The 22,489-nt window shown below is 71.2% G+C and carries 17 protein-coding genes; 11 read left to right on the top strand and 6 right to left on the bottom strand.

The window, feature by feature from the left end:
* The first annotated feature begins 13 nt into the window (after positions 1-13).
* From V3N99_04080 to V3N99_04065, 4 genes are read left to right on the top strand one after another with little or no spacing between them, the layout of a single operon-like run.
* Positions 14-1,534, top strand: coding sequence for an APC family permease (locus V3N99_04080; protein MEO3935920.1), 1,521 nt, complete (start codon positions 14-16; stop codon positions 1,532-1,534).
* A complete protein-coding gene (locus tag V3N99_04075) occupies positions 1,531-1,809 on the top strand; it encodes a helix-turn-helix domain-containing protein (GenBank protein ID MEO3935919.1) in 279 nt (92 codons plus the stop codon). The genes V3N99_04080 and V3N99_04075 overlap by 4 nt, the downstream gene beginning before the upstream one ends.
* A gap of 41 nt (positions 1,810-1,850) precedes the next feature.
* Positions 1,851-3,872 (top strand): primary-amine oxidase, encoded by a 2,022-nt coding sequence (locus V3N99_04070; protein ID MEO3935918.1) that lies wholly within the window; start codon positions 1,851-1,853, stop codon positions 3,870-3,872.
* A gap of 53 nt (positions 3,873-3,925) precedes the next feature.
* Positions 3,926-5,359, top strand: coding sequence for an APC family permease (locus V3N99_04065; protein MEO3935917.1), 1,434 nt, complete (start codon positions 3,926-3,928; stop codon positions 5,357-5,359).
* A 102-nt stretch (positions 5,360-5,461) separates the two neighbouring features.
* On the opposite strand, the gene mce is transcribed toward V3N99_04065, so the two are convergent.
* Positions 5,462-5,899, bottom strand: coding sequence for a methylmalonyl-CoA epimerase (gene mce / locus V3N99_04060; protein MEO3935916.1), 438 nt, complete (start codon positions 5,897-5,899; stop codon positions 5,462-5,464).
* Between the two features lie 10 nt (positions 5,900-5,909).
* Positions 5,910-7,163 carry a helix-turn-helix domain-containing protein gene (locus V3N99_04055; protein ID MEO3935915.1) on the bottom strand — a complete coding sequence of 418 codons (1,254 nt, stop codon included), beginning with the start codon at positions 7,161-7,163 and terminating at the stop codon, positions 5,910-5,912.
* A gap of 218 nt (positions 7,164-7,381) precedes the next feature.
* Between V3N99_04055 and V3N99_04050 the strand changes: the two genes are divergently transcribed.
* Positions 7,382-8,293 (top strand): proline dehydrogenase family protein, encoded by a 912-nt coding sequence (locus tag V3N99_04050; GenBank protein MEO3935914.1) that lies wholly within the window; start codon positions 7,382-7,384, stop codon positions 8,291-8,293.
* Between the two features lie 132 nt (positions 8,294-8,425).
* Here V3N99_04050 and V3N99_04045 read toward each other — a convergent pair whose 3' ends face one another.
* From V3N99_04045 to V3N99_04035, 3 genes are all read right to left on the bottom strand, one after another.
* On the bottom strand, positions 8,426-9,322 hold the full coding sequence (locus V3N99_04045; protein ID MEO3935913.1) for a universal stress protein: 897 nt from the start codon (positions 9,320-9,322) through the stop codon (positions 8,426-8,428).
* 3 nt (positions 9,323-9,325) lie between these two features.
* Positions 9,326-11,143, bottom strand: coding sequence for an amino acid permease (locus tag V3N99_04040; GenBank protein ID MEO3935912.1), 1,818 nt, complete (start codon positions 11,141-11,143; stop codon positions 9,326-9,328).
* A gap of 297 nt (positions 11,144-11,440) precedes the next feature.
* Complete coding sequence (locus tag V3N99_04035) at positions 11,441-11,848, bottom strand: hypothetical protein (GenBank protein ID MEO3935911.1); 408 nt, start codon at positions 11,846-11,848, stop codon at positions 11,441-11,443.
* A 136-nt stretch (positions 11,849-11,984) separates the two neighbouring features.
* Between V3N99_04035 and V3N99_04030 the strand changes: the two genes are divergently transcribed.
* Positions 11,985-13,184, top strand: coding sequence for an acetyl-CoA C-acetyltransferase (locus V3N99_04030; protein ID MEO3935910.1), 1,200 nt, complete (start codon positions 11,985-11,987; stop codon positions 13,182-13,184).
* A gap of 29 nt (positions 13,185-13,213) precedes the next feature.
* Here V3N99_04030 and V3N99_04025 read toward each other — a convergent pair whose 3' ends face one another.
* Positions 13,214-13,429 carry a hypothetical protein gene (locus V3N99_04025; GenBank protein ID MEO3935909.1) on the bottom strand — a complete coding sequence of 72 codons (216 nt, stop codon included), beginning with the start codon at positions 13,427-13,429 and terminating at the stop codon, positions 13,214-13,216.
* An 82-nt stretch (positions 13,430-13,511) separates the two neighbouring features.
* Here V3N99_04025 and meaB point away from each other — a divergent pair, with 82 nt between their 5' ends.
* The 5 genes from meaB to V3N99_04000 all read left to right on the top strand — a co-directional run bounded on the left by meaB (position 13,512) and on the right by V3N99_04000 (position 22,387).
* Positions 13,512-14,510 carry a methylmalonyl Co-A mutase-associated GTPase MeaB gene (gene meaB / locus V3N99_04020; GenBank protein ID MEO3935908.1) on the top strand — a complete coding sequence of 333 codons (999 nt, stop codon included), beginning with the start codon at positions 13,512-13,514 and terminating at the stop codon, positions 14,508-14,510.
* Positions 14,511-14,669: 159 nt separating this feature from the next.
* Entirely contained in the window at positions 14,670-16,886 is a 2,217-nt protein-coding gene (glgX, locus tag V3N99_04015; GenBank protein ID MEO3935907.1) for a glycogen debranching protein GlgX, read from the top strand.
* Positions 16,883-19,360, top strand: coding sequence for a malto-oligosyltrehalose synthase (gene treY, locus V3N99_04010; protein MEO3935906.1), 2,478 nt, complete (start codon positions 16,883-16,885; stop codon positions 19,358-19,360). Before glgX ends, treY begins: the two co-directional genes overlap by 4 nt.
* Positions 19,361-19,376: 16 nt before the next feature.
* On the top strand, positions 19,377-21,161 hold the full coding sequence (treZ, locus tag V3N99_04005) for a malto-oligosyltrehalose trehalohydrolase (protein MEO3935905.1): 1,785 nt from the start codon (positions 19,377-19,379) through the stop codon (positions 21,159-21,161).
* 20 nt (positions 21,162-21,181) lie between these two features.
* Positions 21,182-22,387 (top strand): cysteine desulfurase-like protein, encoded by a 1,206-nt coding sequence (locus tag V3N99_04000; protein MEO3935904.1) that lies wholly within the window; start codon positions 21,182-21,184, stop codon positions 22,385-22,387.
* The last annotated feature ends 102 nt before the right edge of the window (positions 22,388-22,489 follow it).

Below are 22,489 nucleotides of genomic sequence, written 5' to 3'. Positions count from 1 at the left end.
CGTGAGGCACCCGGTGCGCACCGTCTCGCCGCTGGCCGGGTTGCGCCGCCGCTCGCTCGGCGAGGTCGAGGTGCTGGCCCAGTCGGTCTCGGTCACCGCACCCACGGCCGCCATCGCCTCCACCCCCGCCCTCGTCGCCGCCTCCGCCGGTGGGGCCACGCTCTGGGCGTACGGCGTCGCGATCGTCGCGGTCGCGCTGCTCACCCTCGTCGTGCGCGCCTTCTCGGCCCGGCTCGCCGCCCCCGGCTCGCTGTACACCTACGTCGCGCAGGGGCTGGGGCCGCTCCCGGGGGTCGTCGCCGGGTCGGCGCTCGCCGTGGGCTACGCGGTGCTCTCCATGGCCACCACGGTGCTGACGGCGTGGTACCTCCTGGCGCTCGGCGCCCGCAGCGGGCGGGTGGCGCCGCACCCGGGTGGTGCCCTCACCGTCACGGCCGTGGTCCTGGTCGGGCTGGTCCTCACCGCCTGCCTGGTGCGCGGCATCGGGACCTCGTCGCGGGTCGCCCTCGGGGTCGAGGGTGTGGCGGTCGTGCTCGTGGTCGGTGGCGTCGTGGCTGCCCTCGTGACCCTGCTGGCCGGTGCCCGCACCGGACTGCCACCGGTCGGTGGCTCCCCGACCCCCACGGCTCCCGTCGGGACGGTGCTGGCGGACATGCTGCGCGGCACCGGGGGCGACCTCACCGGCCTGCTGCACGGCGCCGGTCTGGCGCTGGCATCCTTCATCGGCTTCGAGAGCGCCGCCGCCCTGGGTGGTGAGGCCCGACGGCCGCTCGTGACGATCCCCCGGGTGGTCGGTCGCACCGTGGCCGTGGTCAGTGGGCTCTACCTCCTGGCGGCGCTCGCCCAGCTGCTGGCCTTCGGATCGGACCTCGGCGCGCAGGACCAGCCGATGGTCGAGCTCGCCACCACCGCGCAGCTGCCTTGGGCGGCGGCGGTGCTCGACGTCGCCGTCGCCTGCTCGGGATTCGCCTGCGCCGCCGGATCGGCCACGGCGCTGGCCCGGCTGCTCTTCGCGATGGCCCGCGAGCGCTCGGACGAGGCACCCCTCGGCGTGACGCACCCGCGCAGCCACACGCCGCACAACGCGATCCTCGCGTCGATGGCAGCCGTCGTCGCCGTGCCCGTCGCCCTGGTGCTCGGGGGTCTCGACGCCCGGGCAGCCTTCACGCTGCTGCTCACGGTCAGCACCGTCGGCTACGTCGTCGCCTACGTGCTCGTCTGCCTCGCGCTGCCCGTCTTCCTGCGCCGTCTCGGCGAGCCCGTGGCCGGTCGTGGCGCAGCCGGCCTCCTCGGTGCGGTCGTCCTCGGAGTCCTCCTGGTCGGGGTGACGCTGCCCGCCGGGCGCGACACCCCCTCCACCCTGCTCCCACCGCTCGTCGTCACGCTCGCGATCGCCGTCTCGCTCGGACGGCACCGGCGCCGCACCCGTCGCGACCCCGACCTGACCGCACGGATCGGGTTCTACGACGAGCCGGTGCTCAGCGACCTGCACCCCAGCCACCGCGGCCCGCACCGGGTGGGCGATGCCGCGTGATCGACGAGGGACGCTTCGGCGGCAGGCAGCCCCAGGCCGTGCGCAGCGCGCTCTCGGTGCTGGCGGCGGTGGCCCGGCTCGGTCCGGGGGTCACGGTCAAGCAGGTCTCGAGCGAGCTCGGCATGGCGCCGGCGACGGCCTACCGGATCATCGCCCTGCTCGTCGCGGAGGAGTACCTCGTGCGGCTGCCCGACCTGCGCGGCCTCGCCCTCGGAGCCCGGATGGAGGAGCTGGCTCCGACGACGGCGTCGTCGCTGCAGCCCCTCGCCCCCTGACCTCAACCCCCCAAGCCACCCGCACCACCTGGAGGAGCACCATGACCACGCTCGACGACAACCCCGTCCTCATCGACGACGGCCCCGACCCGTCACCGATGACCGGGTCGGCGACGACCCTGCACCCGCTCGACCCGCTGACGACCGACGAGGTCGAGCGGGCCGGAGCCCTCGTCAAGGCGCACGACCGCTGGACCCCGGAGGTGCGCTTCGTCTACGTCGAGACGGCTGAGCCGCCGAAGGTCGAGGTGCTCGCCTGGGCCCCGGGCGAGCCGTGGGACCGGCAGGCGGCCTGCCTGCTGCGCGACCGCGCCCTGCGCACGACCTACGAGACCGTCGTCTCGCTCACGCGCGGCGAGGTCGTCAGCTGGCGCCAGGTCGACGGTGTCCAGCCACCGATGATGTTCGAGGAGTTCATGGCCTGCGAGGAGACGGTGCGCGCCGACCTTCGCTGGCAGGCGGCCATGCGCCTGCGCGGCGTCGAGGATTTCTCCCTGGCGATGATCGACCCCTGGGCCTCGGGCTACACCGGGCCCGAGGACGACCCGTCCCTGCGGCGCCTCGCCCGGCCTCTGTCCTTCGTGCGCACCAGCGCCGAGGACAACGGCTACGCCCGCCCGGTCGAGGGCCTCGTCGTCACCGTCGACCTCGACACCATGACCGTCATCGACGTCGTCGACCACGGCGCGGTGGCGCTGCCACCGCAGTCGGGCAACTACTTCCCCGAGCTGCTCACGGCGGCCGACAACGTGCCGTCGTTCACGAAGACCCGCGCGCCGATGAAGCCGATCGCCATCACGCAGGAGCAGGGTCCCTCCTTCACCGTCGACGGTCACAGCGTCGAGTGGGCCAACTGGCTCTTCCACATCGGCTTCACGCCTCGAGAAGGCCTGGTGCTGAACGACATCCGCTACGTCGACAAGGGCACCGAGCGTCCGGTCCTCTACCGCGCCTCGCTGGCCGAGATGTATGTGCCGTACGGCGACCCGCGCCCGACCCACTGGAACAAGAACGTCTTCGACGAGGGCGAGTACGGACTCGGCTGGCTGGCCAACCCGCTCACCCTCGGCTGCGACTGCCTCGGCGAGATCCACTACTTCGACGGCGTCGTCAACGACCAGGACGGCCTGCCGACGACGATCGGCAACGCCATCTGCATGCACGAGGAGGATGCCTCGATCGGCTGGAAGCACACCGACTTCCGCACCGAGCGCGTCGAGGTGCGGCGCAACCGCCGACTCGTCGTCTCCTTCATCGCGACCGTGGGCAACTACGAGTACGGGTTCTACTGGAACCTCTACCTCGACGGCTCGATCGAGTTCGAGATCAAGCTCACCGGGGTGCTCTCCACTGGTGCGCTGCCGGTGGGGGAGGACCCGGTCTTCGGCACCCTGGTGGCGCCGGGTCTGATGGCGCCGAACCACGAGCACTACTTCAGTGTGCGGCTCGACATGCGCGTCGACGGCGACCGGAACAACCTCTTCGAGGTCGACTCGGTCTCCGAGCCCGCGGGCCCGACCAACCCGCACGGCAACGCGTGGAAGGTCGTCAAGACCCACCTCGACAGCGAGGCCAAGGCGCAGCGCCTGCCGAGTCCCCTCACCGGTCGGGCCTGGCTGGTCGCCAGCGCCGACACCACGACCGCACTGGGCACCCGCCCGGCCTACAAGATCGAGCCCGGCGCCTGGACCCAGCCGCTCTGGCAGCCCGGGTCCGAGCAGGCCAACCGCGGCGGCTTCGCCGAGAAGCAGATCTGGGCCACGCCCTACGACCCCATGCAGCGGTATGCCGCCGGCGACTACGTCGCGCAGAACCCGGGCATCGACGGTCTCGAGAAGTACACCGCGGGCGACCGCCCGCTCGTCGATGCCGACCTGGTGCTCTGGTACACGATCGGCGCCCACCACGTGGTGCGACCGGAGGACTGGCCCGTCATGCCCGTCGCCAAGGTCTCGATGCACCTGAAGCCCTTCGGCTTCTTCGACGGCAACCCGATGCTCGACGTCGCACCGGAAGCGGTGGCCTGCCACTGCGACCCGGCGTCCTGCCACTGCGGTCACTGACCGCGTCATCGATCGTCTCCCTCTCGAACCCCCCTGAGACACAAGGACTCCACATGGCCACCTCCACCGCTGCCCCTCCTTCGACCGGGCTCGCGAAAGCGAGCATGAGCCCCTTCGAGGTGCTCTCCCAGTCAGTCGCCGGCATCGCTCCCAGCGCCGTCATGGCCACGGGGCCGGCGCTCGTCGCGCTCAACGCCGGCAGCTCGCTCCTCTACTCCTACGTCTTCTCCACGATCATCCTGCTGATGGTCGGCTGGTGCATCGCCCAGTTCGCCAAGCGCAGGGGCACGGGCACCACGCTGCTGTCCTACATCCACCGGGCCCTGGGCCCGTTCGCCGGCTTCGTCGGGGCGATCTGCCTAGCCTTCGGCTACGTGATGATCGGTCTGGCCAGCCTGGGTGGTCTGGTGCTGTACACGCAGCCGCTCCTCGACCTGGTCAAGGTGCCGGGAGCGACCAGCATCGGGGTGAGCGTGGTCGTCATGGTCGTCGCGATGGCGCTGGCCTCCTTCTCCATGGTGCGCGGTGTGCAGATCTCGACCCGCATCGGCGTCGTCCTCGAGGTGCTCTCGGTGCTGTGCATCCTCGCGGTCATCGTCGCGGTGCTCGCCACCTCGGGGTTCTCGTCCGCTCCGCTGTCGCCGCCCGAGCTGAGCGCAAGCGGCGTCGCCGGCGGCATGGTGCTCGCGATCCTCGGCTACGTCGGCTTCGAGTCGGCCGCCAACATGGGCACCGAGGCCAGCAACCCGCAGCGCACCATCCCGCGGGCCGTCATCGGCAGCGTCGTGATCGTCGGCCTTCTCTACCTGCTGTCGGGCTACGCCCAGCTCGTCGGGCTGGGCAGCGGCGAGGCCCTGGCGGTCGATGCGGCCCCCTTCAACACGCTCGCCGACGGAGCCGGTGTCCACGCCCTCGGCTACGTCGTCGACCTCGGCGCGGTGGCCTCGTTCTTCGCCTGCATCACCGGCTCGCTGAACGCGGCGAGCCGACTGCTGCACTCGATGGGCTCACGGGGTCTGCTGCCTCGCGTGGTCGGTGGCACCCACGTCGACCACCGCACCCCGCACGTGGCGATCCTCACCCTCGCTGGACTGCTCGGGGTGCTCGGGGTCGTCGCCACGATCTTCGGGATGGAGCCGATCCTGCTCTTCGCCCTCGCCGGCACCATCGGCACCTACGGCTACATGGTGGCCTACATCCTGGTCACTGCTGGTCTCGGCCTGTTCCTGATGCGTCGCAGCGAGCCGGCCACCGCCGCCTACGTCGTCGGCGCCATCGCCACCCTGGGGATGCTCTACGTGCTCTACCGCAACGTCTTCCCGATCCCCGCCGCTCCCTACACCTCGCTGCCCTTCGCCTTCGCCGGGGTGGTCGTGGCGGCCGCGACCTGGTTCGTCGTGGTGCACACCCGCGGCGACGTGGACCCGCTGCAGGCGGACGACGAGCTCCACGGCGTCGAGGCCGACCTGGCTGCCGAGCCCGCCTGACCCCTCCATCCGTCCACTCCGTGCTCCGGATGTGCCCGGATCAGGCCCCGCGGGGACTGATCCGGGCACTACTGGCGCACCAAGGCGACGTGCTGGGGGGGGCTAGTGGGCGGCCCGGGACGGCTGCACCAGCTCGACGAGGACGCCGCCGGCGTCCTTGGGGTGGATGAAGTTGACCGAGCTGCCGGAGGTGCCGCGTCGTGCGGTGTCGTAGAGCAGGCGCAACCCGCGCCCGCGCAGGACGGCCGAGGCCGCTTCGACGTCCTCCACGCGATAGGCGACCTGCTGGATGCCGGGGCCGCTGCGGTCGAGGAACTTCGCGATCGTCGACTCCGGGGTCAGCGGCGCGAGCAGCTGCACGCACGAGCCGGAGTCGCCGACCGCCATCATCGCCTCACGCACGCCCTGCTCCTCGTTGACCTCCTCGTGCACGAGGTGCATGCCGTAGGTGTCGCGGTAGAACGCGATGGCCTGGTCGAGGTCGGGGACGGCGACCCCGACGTGGTCGATGGCGGTGAAGAGGTGCGGGAAGTCGGCCATGCGCCTGAGGTTAGCCGCACGAGCGAGAGCGTGGCCCACGAGCCGTGGGTGTGGTCCTGGTGTGGACCACGTCCTCATCGGGAGGGCGGTCGTCCGCTGCCACCAGTGGGGCGAGCAGCAGGCCCATGTGCAGCCGGAGCCGGTCTCGTCCCTCCTGGAGGTCCAAGGTGGTCAGCTTCTCCGCCTTGGCGAGCCTGTTGTAGAGGGTTTGCCGATGGATGTGCAGGTCTGCGGCGGTCTGGGCGACGTTCCCCGCGCGATCCAGGTAGGCAAGGACGGTGTCGGCCAGGGTGGGATCCGGCTGGTCGAGCAGCCTCCGCACCGGTGGGTCGAGCAGGAGGTTTGCCAGCTCGGAGTCTGGCGCGGCGGCGAGCAACCGGTAGAACCCCAGGTCCTCCCAGCGCGCGATCGGTCGGGTCGAGGCCTGGGCTGCCGCGACGCGCGCCGCCAGCCGGGCCTCCAGCCAGCTGCCGCGTGCCTGGTCGATGTCCGGCCGCGGATCGCCGATCCCGGCGACCAGCTGACCACCCCAGTCCGGGGGGAGCTCCCCTGCGTACAGGTCCAGGACCAGCGCAGCCACGTCCTGGGCCGCGTCGCGTCCGGCGCTGTCACGGGCCGGCAGCAGCAGGGTCGTACTGTCCGGCCCGGTGTCGGCCAGCACGTGCCGGGGCAGAGCGAGCAGGTTGGGTGACACTGCGCTGGGCAGCGGCGCACCCCAGGCGCCGATGACCACGGCGACCATCGGGACGCGTCGGGCGATCAAGCCCCGGTCGGCGATCCGGATCGCCGCGAGGCCCACGGTATCCGTGTCGGATGAGAGGACGTCGATGACCGCGGAGGCGTTGTCCTCGTGCTGGCGCGACAGCTGGGCAAGGTAGGCGCCGGCGTGCTCGGCCAGCTGCATCGCGCGGGCGACGGCGGGGTCGTCGGGGTCGTCGCGGTCCGTCTCCTCGTCGAGCGACCAGATGTAGCCGTAGGTGACCCCCCGCCACCGGATGGGCAGGCACAGCCGGGACCGAACGACCCGGTCGGGGTCAGTCGGCGTCCGCACGGGCACTGCGCTGGTGGTGATGCCGAAGCTCTCGAACCAGTCGCGGACCTCGGGGGCTGAGCGGCGCTGGAGGATGGAGGACTGACGCACCACGTCCACGTCCAGGTGCTGGGTGCCGAAGGCGACGAGGTTGAAGTCGCGATCCTCGATCGTGACGTCGCCGCGCAGAATTCGGGACGCCTCGTCGGCGATCTCTTGCAGCTCGGGTCTCATGGCCACCTGCCTCTGGGTGTCGCTGAACACTTCACGACGACTAGGCAAGTGTATGACTCTTCACCCCTCAAGAGGTGACATGTGTCTGTGGTCAAGTCGGGGCGCTGATGGGTTGACTGATCCGCGAGCGTGCGCGCGAAGAATTGACTGCGCGATGCCCCCAGGAAGTGTGCTTCGCAGCTGCGGAAGCTCCACAGTCGACGAACAGGGAGATGCGAGTGCTGACGCGTGCGTTGTCGCGGGCCGCAGGGAGCTCCGTGCTCGAGCGGCTGGTCACCCAGAACCCGATCCTCAGCAAGCCCGCGCATCGGTTCATCGCGGGGGAGCAGCTCCAGGAGGCGGTGGCGGCAGCGATCGACCTCCAGGCCCTCGGGATCAGCGCACTGCTCGACCTCGTCGGCGAAGGTGTCACCGATGCGGCCGGGGCGACGGAGGCCACCGCGGAGTACCTCGCCGCGCTCGAGGCGATCGCCGAGAGTGGCTTGGACGGGGAGATCTCCGTCAAGCTCACCCAGCTGGGCCAGAGCGTCGATCGGGCGGCCTGCCAGGACAACCTGAACCAGATCCTGAGTCGTTCCAGCGAGCTCGGAGTCCCCGTCGAGATCGACATGGAGGACCACACGCTGGTCTCCGACACGCTGGTCCTCTTCCGACACGCTGTCGCACGCAATCCCTCGACTCGAGTAGCCATGCAGGCGATGTTGCGCCGCACCTCGAGCGACTTCCATGCCCTCGCCGACATCACGCCGCGAGTGCGCCTCGTCAAGGGTGCCTACGACGAGCCGATCGACGCCGCCGAGCGTGACAGGCGGGGCGTGAACGCCCAGTTCAAGCTCTTCACGGACTGGCTCATGGTGAACGGCGGCGATCCGGCATTCGGCACCCACGACAGTGCCCTCATCGACTACGTGCGGGCAGCCGCTCAGCGGGAGGGCAAGGGGAAGGGGGACTTCGAGATCCAGATGCTCTACGGCGTCCGTCGCGATCTCCAGGAACAGCTCGCGCGTGAGGGCTACCGGGTGCGCATCTACATCCCGTACGGCTCCGCCTGGTATCCGTACTTCGTGCGGCGGCTGGCCGAGCGCCCCGCCAACCTGAGCTTCTTCGTGCGCGCCCTCGTGGGCCGCTGAGCCGCCACGACCCCGATCGGAGAGACGTCAGGCGCCAGGCACCTGTTGATGTCGGGGAGCAGGTCAACGACGTCGACCTCGCTACCCGCGTCGTCGCCGCGAAGCTGAGCCCTCGGGTGGTGCGGCGGGCATTCAGCCGGCGCGGGGGGCGGGCGCCATGAAGACCGGAACGGGCGCCGACCGAAGGATCTTCGAGGCCCGCGAGCCGAGGAAGAGTCGAGCGGCCGGGGCCGACGAGCTCGGACCGACGACGAGCAGGTCTCCGTCGCTCCAGTCCACATCCCAGATCGCCTTGCCCCAGGAGACGCCCTCGCCCACGACGAGCGAGGTGGCGAGTCGGTCAGCCAGTCCGGTGTCCATGGCTCCCACCTGGGCCAGGAGGCCTTCCCTCGTGCGGCTCACCCACCTGTCGACGACGAGGTCGTCGGCCGACTCCTCGACGCTCCCGTAGAGCCTCTTGGGGGGGCGGACCGCGAACGACACCGCCCGCAGTTCGGCACCGAGGAGGTTGGCCAGCCGCGCTCCCACCAGGGCCACGTGCGTCCCACCCGTCGGTCCTCCGAAGCCGATGTTGACCCGCCGGATGCGTGAGGTCGGTCCAGGGCGATAGCCGCGTGGGGCGAGCAGCACCGGTAGCGAGGCCATGTGCACGAGCCGGTTGGTGACGCTGCCGAGCGAGATCCGGCCGAGGGATCCCTTGCTCGACGAGCCGAGCACCATGGCGGACGCGTCGATCTCGGCGGCGAGCTCCAGCAAGCCGCCGGGGATGGAAGAAGCGTGACGCACCTCGAACGTCGCCTCGATGTCGGGCGCAAGACTGCTCCTGGCCTCCTCGAGGACGGACTGCCCCCACTCCGTGAGCGGACCGAGGTAGTCACCGTCGACGAAGTCCGCGCCGCCCGAGGTGTGGGGCGTCGCCACGACGACGGCGACGACCAGCGGCTCCCCCGTGGAACGCGACAGCACGCTGGCCAGCTCGAGGGCCGACCTGGCGCTGTCCTGTGCCGTGTAGGCGACGACGACAGTCATGGATCACACCGGCGCCACGAGGGAGGCGGCCTCGATGTGGGTCACCGGCACACCGAGCTCACCCGCGCGGTCGACGACCTCGAACCGCTGCCACACCGAGTCCGAGGCGGGGAGCGTCACGATGACGATCTGGTCGGGGTGGAACTGCTCGACCGCTGTCTGTAGAGCGCGCAGCGGCCGGAGGTCGCCGAGAGCGCCGGAGGCGTCGAGCCGGTGCGCCGTCAGCGCCGCGAGGGTCCGGTCCAACCGGCCTCGCGCGGCCTCGGCCGTCGCATCCCGAACGGATACCGCGCCGTGGGTCCACGCGGTACCGGTCTCCACCGGGCTCGCCGGGACACAGACGAAGTACGTCGCCTTGCCGGACGAGTCGATCCGAGTCAGCTCGCGCATCAGCTCGTCGGCCTCCAGGGTCTGGTTGGCCAGGACGAGCACACGATGGGCCTCACCGGTCTGGGTCGGCGTCACCCGCTCGGGTAGACGGGCGATCCGGGCCTTGTTGATGAAGAACAAGATGATGACCACCGCGAATGACGCGAGGCTCAGCACCAGCTGGATCCGCACGTCGGCGGTCAGTCCCATCTGGACCAGCACGAGGACGATGCTCAGGGCCGTGATCACCGACAGTGCGGGGAACCACCACATCTTCACCTTGAGCGTCGACTCGTCGACCCGGTAGCGCAGGATGATCTGGGAGATGGCGATCAGCAGGTAGACGAAGAGGATGACGGCACCGGAGGAGTTGAGCAGGAAGGAGAACACGGTGGTGGGCGAGATAGCCGCCATGATCACCGCGAGGAACCCGACGACCGACGAGGCCAGGATGGCGATGACCGGCACTCCACGCGAGCTGACCGACACCATCGATGCCGGAGCCTCGCGACGGGCGGCGAGGACGAAGAGCATCCGGGAGGCGGTGTAGAGGCCGGAGTTCAGGCACGAGAGGACGGCCGTGAGGACGACGGCGTTCATCACCTGGTCGGCGTACGGGATGCCCATCTCGGCGAACGCCGCGACGTACGGTGACGCCTGCAGGGTGCTGGAGTTCCACGGCAGGATGACCGAGAGCAGGAAGATCGAGCCGACGAAGAAGATCGCGATGCGGGTGATGACCGAGTTGGCGGCCTTGGAGACGGCCCGCTCGGGGTTGTCGGACTCGGCGGCGGCGATCGTGGCGATCTCGGCGCCGACCATCGAGAAGATGACGGTCACGACTCCTGCGGTGACCGCCAGCCCGCCGTTGGGGAAGAAGCCGCCCCTCGAGGTGAGGTTGCTGAAGTCGAGGTTCGCATTGGGCCAGATCCCGAAGACGAACAGCGCGCCGCAGATGAGGAACACGACGATGGCGCCGACCTTGATTCCGGCAAACCAGAACTCGAACTCACCGAACGACGAGACCGAGATGAGGTTGGTGCCGGTCATGAGGAGCATGAGGAAGAGGCTCAGTACCCACGTGGGCACGCTGGGCAGCCAGAAGTTGGCGACCTTCGCTCCCGCGACCGCCTCGAAGCCGACGACGATGACCCAGAAGTACCAGTACAACCATCCGACGGAGAAGCCGGCCCAGTCGCCGAGGGCCTCGCGCGCGTAGTCGGCGAACGAGCCGGTGGAGGGATTGGCCACGGCCATCTCGGCCAGCATCCGCATCACCAGGATGATGAGCACTCCGCACATGGCGTACGTGAGGAATGCGCCGGGGCCGGTGTCGTGGATGACCGTGCCCGACCCGACGAACAGTCCCGCCCCGATCACCCCGCCCATGGCGATCATCGTCAGCTGTCGCTGGTTGAGGGCCTTCTTCAGCTCCGGACCGGCGCCGGACACGTCAGGCCTCCCGGTGATCGATGGACAAACGGCAGAACTGTGCGGAACGAGACACGGTGAGTACCTCTCGATCGGTCCGACTAGGGGGCGCCCGAGCGAGCACGTGTGCGCCCTCACGGATGAACAACAACGGTGTTCCTCAAGATTCAAGTCAACTGGTTGGCGCGTAGGTCGGGCTACAGGCACGTGTCACCTCAGGTGGTGCTGAGCGCCGTACACGTGTCCATTCGGCTGATCCGCAGAAGGCAGGCAGCCACGCCCCAGGACCTCGACATCGGAGGACCGTCCGACAGCGCCCTATGACGCCTTGACTCGGTTGCCTCGCTTCTCGTGGGTGAGCTCGGCCAGCCCCAGGGCCTCGAGGAGCGGCGGCAGGTACATCCCGAAGCGCCCTCGGTAGCCCTTGCGCAGGCCGTACCAGCCACCGACCGGGTTGTCGTCGGCCCGACCGAACGCCTCCACCGACCCCGGCGCTGCCGGCTTCGTCTCGTCGGCCGCTCCGAGGTCGACCCAGTCGCCCTGCTCACGCAGCCAGGCCGCGAGGTCGTCGACGGCGCGCGCGGCATACCGCAGGGTGGTCGAGCCGACCTGGCAGACCAGGGTCGGCGGGTCGGCCTCGTCGTCGCGCCACATCGAGTAGGCGGACGACCCGGGTGCCGTCGTCAGCTGCCAGGGGTCGTCGCGGGTGCCGGTGCCGGTTGCCATAAGTCAGGTGTACCGCGTGTCGTGTGGCCAGCGCCACCACCTCGTGAGGCCGGTGCAGGCCGACGCCGCCGTTACAGTCGGAGACGGAAAAGTCCGGCGACCACGGCGGACGTCGATCTGTGGAGGCACCCTCATCATGACCACCGACCCGACCGTCATCGTCGCGGGAGCGCGCACCGGGATGGGCCGCCTGCTCGGCTCGCTCAAGGAGTTCTCCGGGGCCGACCTCGGCGGGTTCGCCATCAAGGGCGCGCTCGAGAAGTCGGGCGTGAGCCCCGACCAGGTCGACTACGTCATCATGGGCCAGGTGCTCCAGGCCGGTGCGGGGCAGATCCCGGCCCGCCAGGCCGCCACCAAGGCCGGCATCCCGCTCACGGTGCCGGCCCTCACGATCAACAAGGTCTGCCTCTCGGGCCTCGACGCGATCGCGCTGGCCGACCAGCTGATCCGTGCGGGCGAGTGCGAGGTCGTCGTGGCCGGCGGCCAGGAGTCGATGACCAACGCCCCCCACCTGCTGCCGAAGTCCCGTGAGGGACACAAGTACGGCGACGTGACGATGAAGGACCACATGGCGGCCGACGGCCTGTGGGACTCCCTCACCGACCAGCCGATGGGTGCGCTCACCGAGCAGGCCAACACCGGTGACCTGGCCTTCTCCCGTGCGGAGCAGGACGCGTTCGCCGCCCGCTCGCACGAGCTCGCCGCCAAGGGCTGGAAGGACGGGCTCTTCGACGACGAGGTCGTCGCCGTCTCCGTCCCGCAGCGCAAGGGCGAGCCGCTGGAGTTCAAGGCCGACGAGGGCGTGCGCGCCGACACCACCGTCGAGACGCTGGGACGCCTGCGTCCGGCCTTCGCGAAGGACGGCACCATCACGGCGGGCTCGGCCTCGCAGATCTCCGACGGCGCCGCGGCCGTCGTCGTCATGAAGAAGTCGAAGGCGCAGGAGCTCGGACTCACCTGGCTCGCCGAGATCGGCGCCCACGGCAACGTCGCCGGCCCCGACTCCACGCTGCAGGCGCAGCCCGCGAACGCGATCAAGGCGGCCTGTGCGAGGGAGGGCATCGAGCCCGCGGACCTCGACCTCATCGAGATCAACGAGGCCTTCGCCGCCGTCGGGCTCGCCTCGACCAAGCTGCTCGGCGTCGACGCCGACAAGGTCAACGTCAACGGCGGGGCCCTCGCGGTCGGTCACCCGATCGGCATGTCGGGCGCTCGCGTCGTGCTCCACCTCGCCCTGGAGCTGCGCCGTCGCGGGGGTGGCACGGGAGCGGCCGCCCTCTGTGGTGGCGGAGGCCAGGGTGTCGCGCTCATCGTGCGGGTGCCCGCTAGCGCCTGAGCCGCAGGGCCTCAGAGCAGTCAGGGCAGTCAGGGCATCAGGCCGCTGACCGTCACCACCCCCTGGCCCTGGGTGGTGACGGAGGCGCGAGAGCCGTCGGCGGAGAGCGCCAGGTCGACGGGGAAACGGGCCTGGCTGCGGAAGGCGGGCAGGTCACCGGCGCCGGAGGGCGTCGCGGCTGACAGGTCGGGCTCGAGCTGCAGCAGGTCGGGCTGTGTCCCCCTGACGGCGGCGACGGGGTGCACCGCTACGCTTCCCACCACCACCTCAGCCACCCACTCACCGGCCCGACCTCTGCTTCTCCGACCCTCCTAGGCAGGCCCGAGCATGACCGCCCGCGCGCCCCGCGCCGTCGACGTGACCGCTCTGGTCTCCGCGGCCCGCGAGGGCTCCCCCCGGGCCGTCGCCCGGCTGATCTCGCTCGTCGAGGACGACCACCCGGTGCTGCGTGAGGTGATGGCCGCGCTGGCGCCCCACACGGGTCGGGCGCGGGTGGTCGGGCTCACCGGTGCCCCGGGCGTCGGCAAGTCGACCACCACCAACGCCCTGGTCCGGGCCCTGCGCGCCCGCGGGCAGACGGTCGGGGTCCTGGCCGTGGACCCGTCATCGCCCTTCTCTGGCGGGGCGCTGCTGGGCGACCGCATCCGGATGGAGGAGCACGCCACCGACCGGGGGGTCTACCTGCGCTCGATGGCCTCGCGCGGCCACCTCGGTGGTCTCTCGCGGTCGACGCCCCAGGCCCTGCGGGTGCTCGACGTCGCCGGCTGCGACGTCGTGCTGGTCGAGACGGTCGGGGTGGGGCAGTCGGAGGTGCAGGTCGCGGCCCTCGCCGACACCACGGTGGTCCTGCTCGCGCCGGGCATGGGCGACGGCATCCAGGCGGCCAAGGCGGGCATCCTCGAGATCGGTGATGTCTTCGTCGTCAACAAGGCCGACCGGGAGGGCGCCTCGGCGGCGGTGCGCGACCTGCGGCACATGGTCGCCCTCAGCGACGACCGCGAGCCGAGCGAGCCCGGCCAGCCCGGCCGGTGGCGGCCGCCGGTCGTGCGGTGCGTCGCATCGCGGGCGGAGGGGGTCGACGACCTGCTGGGCGCCCTCGACACCCACCACTCGTGGCTGGTGGAGGGGGGCGAGCTGCGCCGTCGTCGCGTGCTGCGGGCGGCCGACGAGGTCGAGGCCCTAGCGCTCGGGGCCCTGCGGGCCCGCATCGGCGACCTGCGGTCCGGCTCGGGTCTCGTGACCCTGGCCGAGCGGCTGGTCGACGGCACGACCGACCCGTATGCCGCGGCCGACACCCTGCTCGCCGCCCTTGCCGCACGGGGGTGAGACGAACCCGCGATCCGGGTAGGGGTGAGGCGTCCGTGGTGACGCGTGACCGGCGCCACGCCTAGGATGACTGACGGCCGCGCCAGAGTCGTCCGGTCTGGCGCGGCGCTGACACCGCCGTCGCAGACCCCCTCACCCCCCCACGACCGAAGAGGACCCATGCAGATCTGGCCCGGAATCGCCTATCCCCTCGGCGCCACCTTCGACGGCACCGGCGTGAACTTCGCCCTGTTCTCCGAGGTCGCCGACCTGGTCGAGCTCTGCCTCGTCGACGACGAGGGCGAGGAGACCCGCGTCGCGCTGCCCGAGACCGACGGCTTCGTCTGGCACGGCTTCGTGCCCGGTCTGCAGCCGGGCCAGCGCTACGGCTTCCGGGTGCACGGCCCCTACGACCCCGAGAACGGCCACCGGTGCAACCCGGCCAAGCTGCTGCTCGACCCCTACGCCAAGGCGATCGACGGCGAGATGGACGGCGACCAGTCGCTGTTCTCCTACGAGTTCGGGGTCGAGGACGCCGGCATCGACTCCGAGCTCGAGACCTCAGACAGCCTCGGTCACACCCTGATGTCGGTCGTCACCAACCCCTTCTTCGACTGGGGCCAGGACCGCCAGCCGGGCCACGAGTACCACGAGAGCGTGATCTACGAGGCGCACGTCAAGGGCCTGACGCAGCTGCACCCCGAGATCCCCGAGGACATCCGCGGCACGTATGCCGGCATCGCCCACCCGGCGACGATCGCGCACCTCCAGTCGCTCGGCGTGACGGCGATCGAGCTCATGCCGGTGCACCAGTTCGTCCAGGACTTCGGGCTGCTCGACAAGGGCCTGCGCAACTACTGGGGATACAACACCATCGGCTTCTTCGCCCCCCACAACGACTACGCGGCCTACGGCACCCGGGGGCAGCAGGTCACCGAGTTCAAGGGCATGGTCAAGGCGCTGCACGAGGCCAACATCGAGGTCATCCTCGATGTCGTCTACAACCACACCGCGGAGGGCAACCACCTCGGCCCGACGCTGGCCTTCCGCGGCATCGACAACAACGCGTACTACCGCCTCGTCGAGGACGACAAGGCGCACTACTACGACACGACCGGCACCGGCAACTCCCTGCTCATGCGGCACCCGCACGTCCTCCAGCTGATCATGGACTCGCTGCGCTACTGGGTGACCGAGATGCACGTCGACGGCTTCCGCTTCGACCTCGCGGCCACCCTCGCCCGGCAGTTCCACGAGGTCGACAAGCTGTCGGCCTTCTTCGACCTCGTGCAGCAGGACCCGGTGGTCAGCCAGGTCAAGCTCATCGCCGAGCCCTGGGACGTCGGCGACGGTGGCTACCAGGTGGGCAACTTCCCCCCGCTGTGGACCGAGTGGAACGGCAAGTACCGCGACACCGTGCGCGACTTCTGGCGCGGCGAGGCCGCCACCCTGGGCGAGTTCGCCTCCCGCTTCACGGGGTCCTCCGACCTCTACGAGCACTCCGGCCGCAAGCCGATCGCCTCGATCAACTTCACCGTCGCCCACGACGGCTTCACCCTGCGCGACCTCGTGTCCTACAACGAGAAGCACAACGAGGCCAACGGTGAGGACAACAACGACGGCGACAACAACAACGGCTCGTGGAACTGCGGCGTCGAGGGCCCGACCGACGACCCCGCCGTCACGGCCCTGCGGCTGCAGCAGTCCCGCAACTTCTGGACGACGCTCGCCCTCTCGCAGGGCGTGCCGATGGTCGCCCACGGCGACGAGCTCGGCCGCACCCAGGGCGGCAACAACAACGCCTACTGCCAGGACGACGAGATCTCCTGGGTCGACTGGGACCTCGACGAGAGCGGCACCGAGCTGCTCACCTTCGCCCAGCGCGTGCTGCGGATGCGTCACGACCACCCCGTCTTCAAGCGCCGGCGGTTCTTCGCCGGCAGTGCCGACCACGGGGGCGAGAGCGCGCTCGGTGACGTCGCGTGGTTCATGCCCAACGGCAAGCACATGGACGAGGCTGCGTGGAGCGACGGCTTCGCCCGGTCGCTGATGGTCTTCCTCAACGGCGATGCCATCCCCGAGCTCGACCGCCGCGGCCAGACGATCGTCGACGACTCCTTCCTCGTCGTCTTCAACGCCCACCACGAGACCATCAGCTTCACCCTGCCCGAGGAGGCCTACGGCGCCGAGTGGTTCCTCGAGATCGACACGGCCGGCTCCGACGAGGCCACGACCCAGGGTGACGGCACCGCGGGTGTCGCCGCGGCACCCGTCGCCAACGCGCCCGCCAACGCCGCCGCGGCGGTCGTCGCTGCGACCGAGCTCGACGCCGGAAGCCAGTTCGACGTGCAGGCCCGCAGCATCATGGTCCTGCGCTGCCCGCGGGTCGTCGCGTGACCGCTGGGGCACCCGTCACGCCGGTGACGCCCGTCTCGACCTACCGCTTCCAGGTCCGCCCGGAGTTCGGCTTCGCCGACGTCGCGGCGCAGGCCGGGCACCTGGCGGCCCTGGGGGTCACGCACGCCTACCTGTCGCCCGTGCTGACCCCCGTCACCGGGTCGCAGCACGGCTACGACGTGCTCGACCACGCCTTCCTCAACCCCGAGGCCGGTGGTCGGGAGGCGTTCGACGCGATGGTCGTCGCGCTGCACGCGGCCGGGGTCCGGCTGGTCGTCGACGTGGTCCCCAACCACATGGCGGTGCCGACGCCGGAGTGGCGCAACGCGCCGCTGTGGGACGTGCTGCGCGATGGTGAGCAGGCCGCTTACGCGCACTGGTTCGACGTCGACTGGGTGGCGCAGGGCGGGCGGCTGATGGTGCTCGTGCTCGGCGACACCCTCGAGCAGGTGCTCACCGCCGGCGACCTCGAGCTCGTCCCCGACGGTGGCCCGACCGGCGACCAGACGGTGGTGCGCTACTACGAGCACGAGCTGCCCGTGCGGGAGGGGACCGCCGACCTGCCGCTGGCCGAGCTGGTCGAGGCGCAGCACTGGCGCCTCGCGCACTGGCGGGAGGGCGGCTCCGACCTCAACTACCGGCGCTTCTTCGACGTGACCACCCTCATCGGGGTGCGGGTCGAGGTGCCAGACGTCTTCGAGGCCACCCATGCCCTGCTCGGCGAGCTGGTCTCCAGCGGCGCCGTCGACGGCCTGCGCATCGACCACCCCGACGGGCTCGCCGACCCGCGGGGCTACCTGCGCGACCTCGAGCGGCTCGTCGACGGCCGGTGGGTCGTCGTCGAGAAGATCCTCGAGGGGGCGGAGCAGCTGCCCGCAGACTGGCCCTGCGCCGGCACCACCGGCTACGACCTGCTCTGGCGGCTCGGTGCGCTCTTCGTCGACCCCGCAGGGGAGGAGCCGCTGACCGACCTCCTGGCCCTGGTGAGCGGCAGCCGGGTGACCCTGCCCGAGACCGTCCACCGGGCCAAGCAGGAGATCGTGCAGGGAGCCCTCGTCGCCGAGGTGCGCCGTCTCGTGCGGGGCCTGCACGCCGTGCTGCCCGACGTCGATGCCGCCGGGCTGCAGCGGGTCGTCGAGGCGCTGCTGGTCGAGATGGACCGCTACCGCGCCTACGTGGTCCCGGGCGAGCCCGCCGACACCGAGGCCGTCGAGGTGGTGACGGCCTGCTCCGACCGGGCCCGCGAGACGCTGGTGGCCGCTGACCACGAGGCGCTGGCCCGGGTCACCGCCGTGGTGCTGGGCGACGCGCCCGAGGGCACGGACCCGGCCGCCCTCGCCGACGTCGTCGTGCGCTTCCAGCAGACCTGCGGTCCGGTGATGGCCAAGGGCATCGAGGACACCGCGTTCTACCGGTGGCACCGCCTCATCGGCCTCAACGAGGTGGGCGGCGACCCCGACCACTTCGCGGTCACGCCGGATGAGCTCTTCGCCTTCGTCGACGTCGCCGCGCGGTCCTGGCCCGCGACGATGACGACCCTGTCGACCCACGACACGAAGCGGTCGGAGGACGTGCGCGCCCGGCTGAGCGCCCTGTCCGAGCGCCCGATGGAGTGGCAGACCTGGCTGCGTGAGGCGCAGGAGCTGGCCCGACCCTGGCGGGACGACCTGCTCGACGGGGCCACCGAGTACCTCCTGTGGCAGACCCTCGTGGGGGCCTGGCCGCTGAGCGAGGACCGACTCCAGGCTTACGCGCAGAAGGCGATCCGCGAGGCAAAGGCCCACACGACCTGGACGGAGGTCGACGGGCCCTATGAGGCGGCCGTGGCCGCGTTCGTCACGGGTGTCGTGGCCGACCCCGCACTGCGGGCCCACGTCGAGTCGTGGCTGACCGCGACCGCAGACCTGGTGCGGGCCACCACGCTGGGCCAGAAGCTGCTCCAGCTGGTGCTGCCCGGGGTCCCCGACGTCTACCAGGGCACCGAGCTCGTCGACCTGTCGCTCGTCGACCCCGACAACCGCCGCGAGGTCGACTTCGCCGACCGCGCCGCCCGTCTGGGTCGGCTCGACGCGGGCGGCGCACCGGCCGACCTCTCGGACGAGAAGCTGCTCGTCACCTCGCGGGCCCTGCGGCTGCGGCGCGACCACCCCGAGTGGTTCGTCGGCGCCGGCGCAGGCTGGTCGCCGGTCGCCACCGGGTCGTCGCACCTGGTCGCGGTCGGCCGCGGCGACGAGGGGCGGACCCGCGTGGTCGCCGTCGCCACGCGCCTGGCCGGGTCGCTGCCCGAGGGCCCCGCGTGGCAAGGTGTCAGTGTCGGGCTGCCCACCGGGGTGTGGCGCGACCTCCTGTCGGGCACGCAGGTCGAGTCGTCCGGTGAGGTCCCAGCCGTCGACGTCGTCGGCGCCCTGCCCGTCGCCCTGCTCATCCGTCTCGACTCCGGGTCCACCCCGGGCGAGCCCCCCCTCCGGGGGTAGAAAGGCTTCGACTCCTGTGACTGGCAACGAGATCCGCGTCTGGGCCCCCAACGCGAAACGGGTCCACATCGACGTCTCGCCCGTGGGTGGCGTGGTCACCACCATGCCCATGCAGCACGCACCCGGTGGCTGGTGGGTGTGGCGTCGGGCCGAGCACGGTGACTACCCGGTCGACTACGCGTTCCGGGTCGACGGCGGCCCGCCGCTGCCCGACCCGCGCAGCGCCTGGCAGCCCTACGGCGTGCACGGGTCGAGCCGCACCTTCGACGTCGCCCACCGCGTGTGGTCCGACGTGCGCTGGCGCGGGCCGCGCCGCGGGCGCGGAGCCCTCGGCGGGGTGGTCTACGAGCTGCACATCGGCACCTTCACCCCGGAGGGCACCTTCGACGCCGCGACCCGCAGGCTCGACCACCTCGTCGGCCTCGGGGTCGACGTCGTCGAGGTCATGCCCGTCGCCGCCTTCCCCGGGCGGTGGGGCTGGGGCTACGACGGAGTCGGCCTGTATGCCGTGCACGACGCCTACGGTGGCCCCGCCGCCTTCCAGCGCTTCGTCGACGCCTGCCACACCCGTGGTCTCGGGGTGTGCCTCGACGTGGTCTACAACCACCTCGGCCCCAGCGGCAACTACCTGGGCCAGTTCGGGCCCTACTTCACCGAGCAGCACACGACTCCCTGGGGCCCGGCCGTCAACCTCGACGACACCGGCTCCGACGTGGTGCGCCGCTTCATCGTCGACAACGCCCTGCGCTGGCTGCGCGACTTCCACGTCGACGCGCTGCGTCTCGACGCCGTGCACGAGCTGCGTGACGACTCCGCGCGCCACGTGCTGGCCCAGCTCGCCGACGAGGTCGACGCGCTCTCGCGCCAGCTGGGGCGACCCCTGACGCTCGTGGCCGAGAGCGACCTCAACGACCCGGTCATGGTGACCCCCACCGACCAGGGGGGCTACGGCATGAGCGCCCAGTGGGCCGACGACGTGCACCACGCGCTCCACGCGGCGCTGACGGGTGAGTCGCAGAGCTACTACGCCGACTTCGCCGAGCAGGGCGTGGTCGCCAAGACGCTGAGCGAGGTCTTCCTCCACGACGGCCGCTTCTCCACCTTCCGCGGCAAGGAGTGGGGGGCGCCCGTCGATCCCGAGGTGCACCCGGGGCGGCGCTTCGTCGGCTACCTGCAGACCCACGACCAGGTGGGCAACCGGGCGACCGGGGACCGCATCTCGGCGTCGATCACGCCGGGGCAGCAGGCGATCGGTGCCGCCCTCTACGCGCTGTCGGCCTTCACCCCGATGGTCTTCATGGGCGAGGAGTGGGCGGCCTCGACCCCCTGGCAGTTCTTCACCGACTTCGAGGAGCCCGAGCTCGCCGACGCCGTGCGCGAGGGTCGGCGCAGGGAGTTCTCCGGGCACGGGTGGGACGGCGTCGACGTGCCCGACCCGCAGGACGGTGCGACGCGCGACCGCAGCGTGCTGCTCTGGGACGAGGTGATCGAGGCCGACCACGCGCGGATGCTGCGGTGGTACACCGATCTGTTCACCCTGCGCCGCGAGGACCCCGAGCTCGTCGACGACCGGCTCGACCACGTCACCGCCGACTCGGACCCCGGTGGCGAGTGGATCCGGGTGGCGCGCTCGCGGCTGCGGGTCGTCGCCAACGTGAGCGGCGCCCCCGGCACGGTGCCGCTGCACCCCGACGATGCGGGGGCGCAGCTCGTGCTCACGTGGGACCGCACGACCACCCGCCTCGTCGAGGGGGGAGTGGCCCTGGGGCCCCACGGGGTCGCGGTGCTGCGGGTGCCCTGACCACCGCCTACGGTGGGGGCGTGAGCGCGCCCTTCGACGTCGAGGCCTTCCGATCCCAGTTCCCCTCCCTGCGAGCAGGGGCAGCGCACTTCGACGGGCCGGGCGGCTCGCAGACACCCACCCCGGTGGCCGAGGCCATCGCGCGCACGCTGACCTCGCCCATGGCCAACCGGGGACGCACCACCGCGGCCGAGCGCAATGCCGACGACACGGTGCTCGCCTTCCGCGACACCATGGGGCACTTCCTCGGCGCCGACCCGGGTGGGGTCGTCTTCGGCCGCAGCATGACCCAGCTGACGATGGACCTCGCCCGCACCCTCAGCGCCGACTGGGCACCGGGCGACGAGGTCGTCGTCAGCCGACTCGACCACGACGCCAACATCAGGCCCTGGGTGCTCGCCGCGCAGCGGGTGGGCGCGGTGGTCCGCTGGGTGGACTTCGACCCCTGGACCGGTGAGCTCGACCCGGCCGACCTCGCGCCCCTGCTCGGGGCTCGCACGCGGCTCGTCGCCGTGACGGCGGCCTCGAACCTCATCGGGACGATGCCCGACATCCCGGCCATCGCCGACCGGGTCCACGACGTCGACGCCCTGCTCTTCGTCGACGCGGTCCACTACGCCGCCCACCACCGGGTCGACCTCGGCGAGCTGCGCGCCGATGTCGTGGCGTGCTCCCCCTACAAGTTCCTCGGGCCGCACTGCGGCGTGCTCGCCGCCGACCCGGGCCTGCTCGAGACCCTGCACCCCGACAAGCTGCTGCCCTCGAGCGGGGCCGTGCCCGAGCGGTTCGAGCTCGGCACCCTGCCCTACGAGCTGATGGCCGGGACGACCGCGGCGGTCGAGGTCCTCGCCTGCGCGGTGCCGGGCGAGGGGAGCCTGTCGACGCGGCTCACCATGTCGATGGCTGCGATCGACGCGCACGAGCACGCCCTGCGGGTCGACCTCGAGGAGCGTCTGGTCGCCCTACCCGGGGTCACCTGCCGCTCACGAGCCCGTCGCCGCACGCCCACCCTGCTGCTCGAGGTCGCCGGGCACGAGCCGGCCGCCCTGCACGCCGCGCTCGGTGAGCGGGGGGTCAACGCCCCCGGGGGGTCGTTCTACGCCCTCGAGGCCTCGCGCCACCTCGGTCTGGGGTCGACCGGGGGTCTGCGGCTGGGGCTGGCCTCCTACACCAACGCCGCCGACTGCGACCGGCTGGTCGAGGGCCTCACCGAGATCCTGCGCTAGGCGCGAGCTCCGGCACGGGGGGATGCCCGATGTGGGTGCGCGTATGCTGGCGGTGGAGTTGCAGACTTCTTCACATGCATACATGTGCATATCGCGCACGAC

This window comes from Dermatophilaceae bacterium Soc4.6 (genome assembly GCA_039889245.1).
Lineage (GTDB): Bacteria > Actinomycetota > Actinomycetes > Actinomycetales > Dermatophilaceae > Lapillicoccus.
This window is presented reverse-complemented; position numbering and strand designations above follow the sequence as displayed.

What these genes read in the sequence shown, in the direction of transcription:
- meaB (MEO3935908.1), top strand. Translation starts at nt 13,512, where the DNA reads ATGACCGCCCGCGCGCCCCGCGCCGTCGACGTGACCGCTCTGGTCTCC.
- V3N99_04045 (MEO3935913.1), bottom strand. Translation starts at nt 9,322, where the DNA reads ATGACTGTCGTCGTCGCCTACACGGCACAGGACAGCGCCAGGTCGGCC.
- V3N99_04070 (MEO3935918.1), top strand. Translation starts at nt 1,851, where the DNA reads ATGACCACGCTCGACGACAACCCCGTCCTCATCGACGACGGCCCCGAC.
- V3N99_04030 (MEO3935910.1), top strand. Translation starts at nt 11,985, where the DNA reads ATGACCACCGACCCGACCGTCATCGTCGCGGGAGCGCGCACCGGGATG.
- V3N99_04055 (MEO3935915.1), bottom strand. Translation starts at nt 7,163, where the DNA reads ATGAGACCCGAGCTGCAAGAGATCGCCGACGAGGCGTCCCGAATTCTG.
- V3N99_04065 (MEO3935917.1), top strand. Translation starts at nt 3,926, where the DNA reads ATGGCCACCTCCACCGCTGCCCCTCCTTCGACCGGGCTCGCGAAAGCG.
- V3N99_04035 (MEO3935911.1), bottom strand. Translation starts at nt 11,848, where the DNA reads ATGGCAACCGGCACCGGCACCCGCGACGACCCCTGGCAGCTGACGACG.
- glgX (MEO3935907.1), top strand. Translation starts at nt 14,670, where the DNA reads ATGCAGATCTGGCCCGGAATCGCCTATCCCCTCGGCGCCACCTTCGAC.
- mce (MEO3935916.1), bottom strand. Translation starts at nt 5,899, where the DNA reads ATGGCCGACTTCCCGCACCTCTTCACCGCCATCGACCACGTCGGGGTC.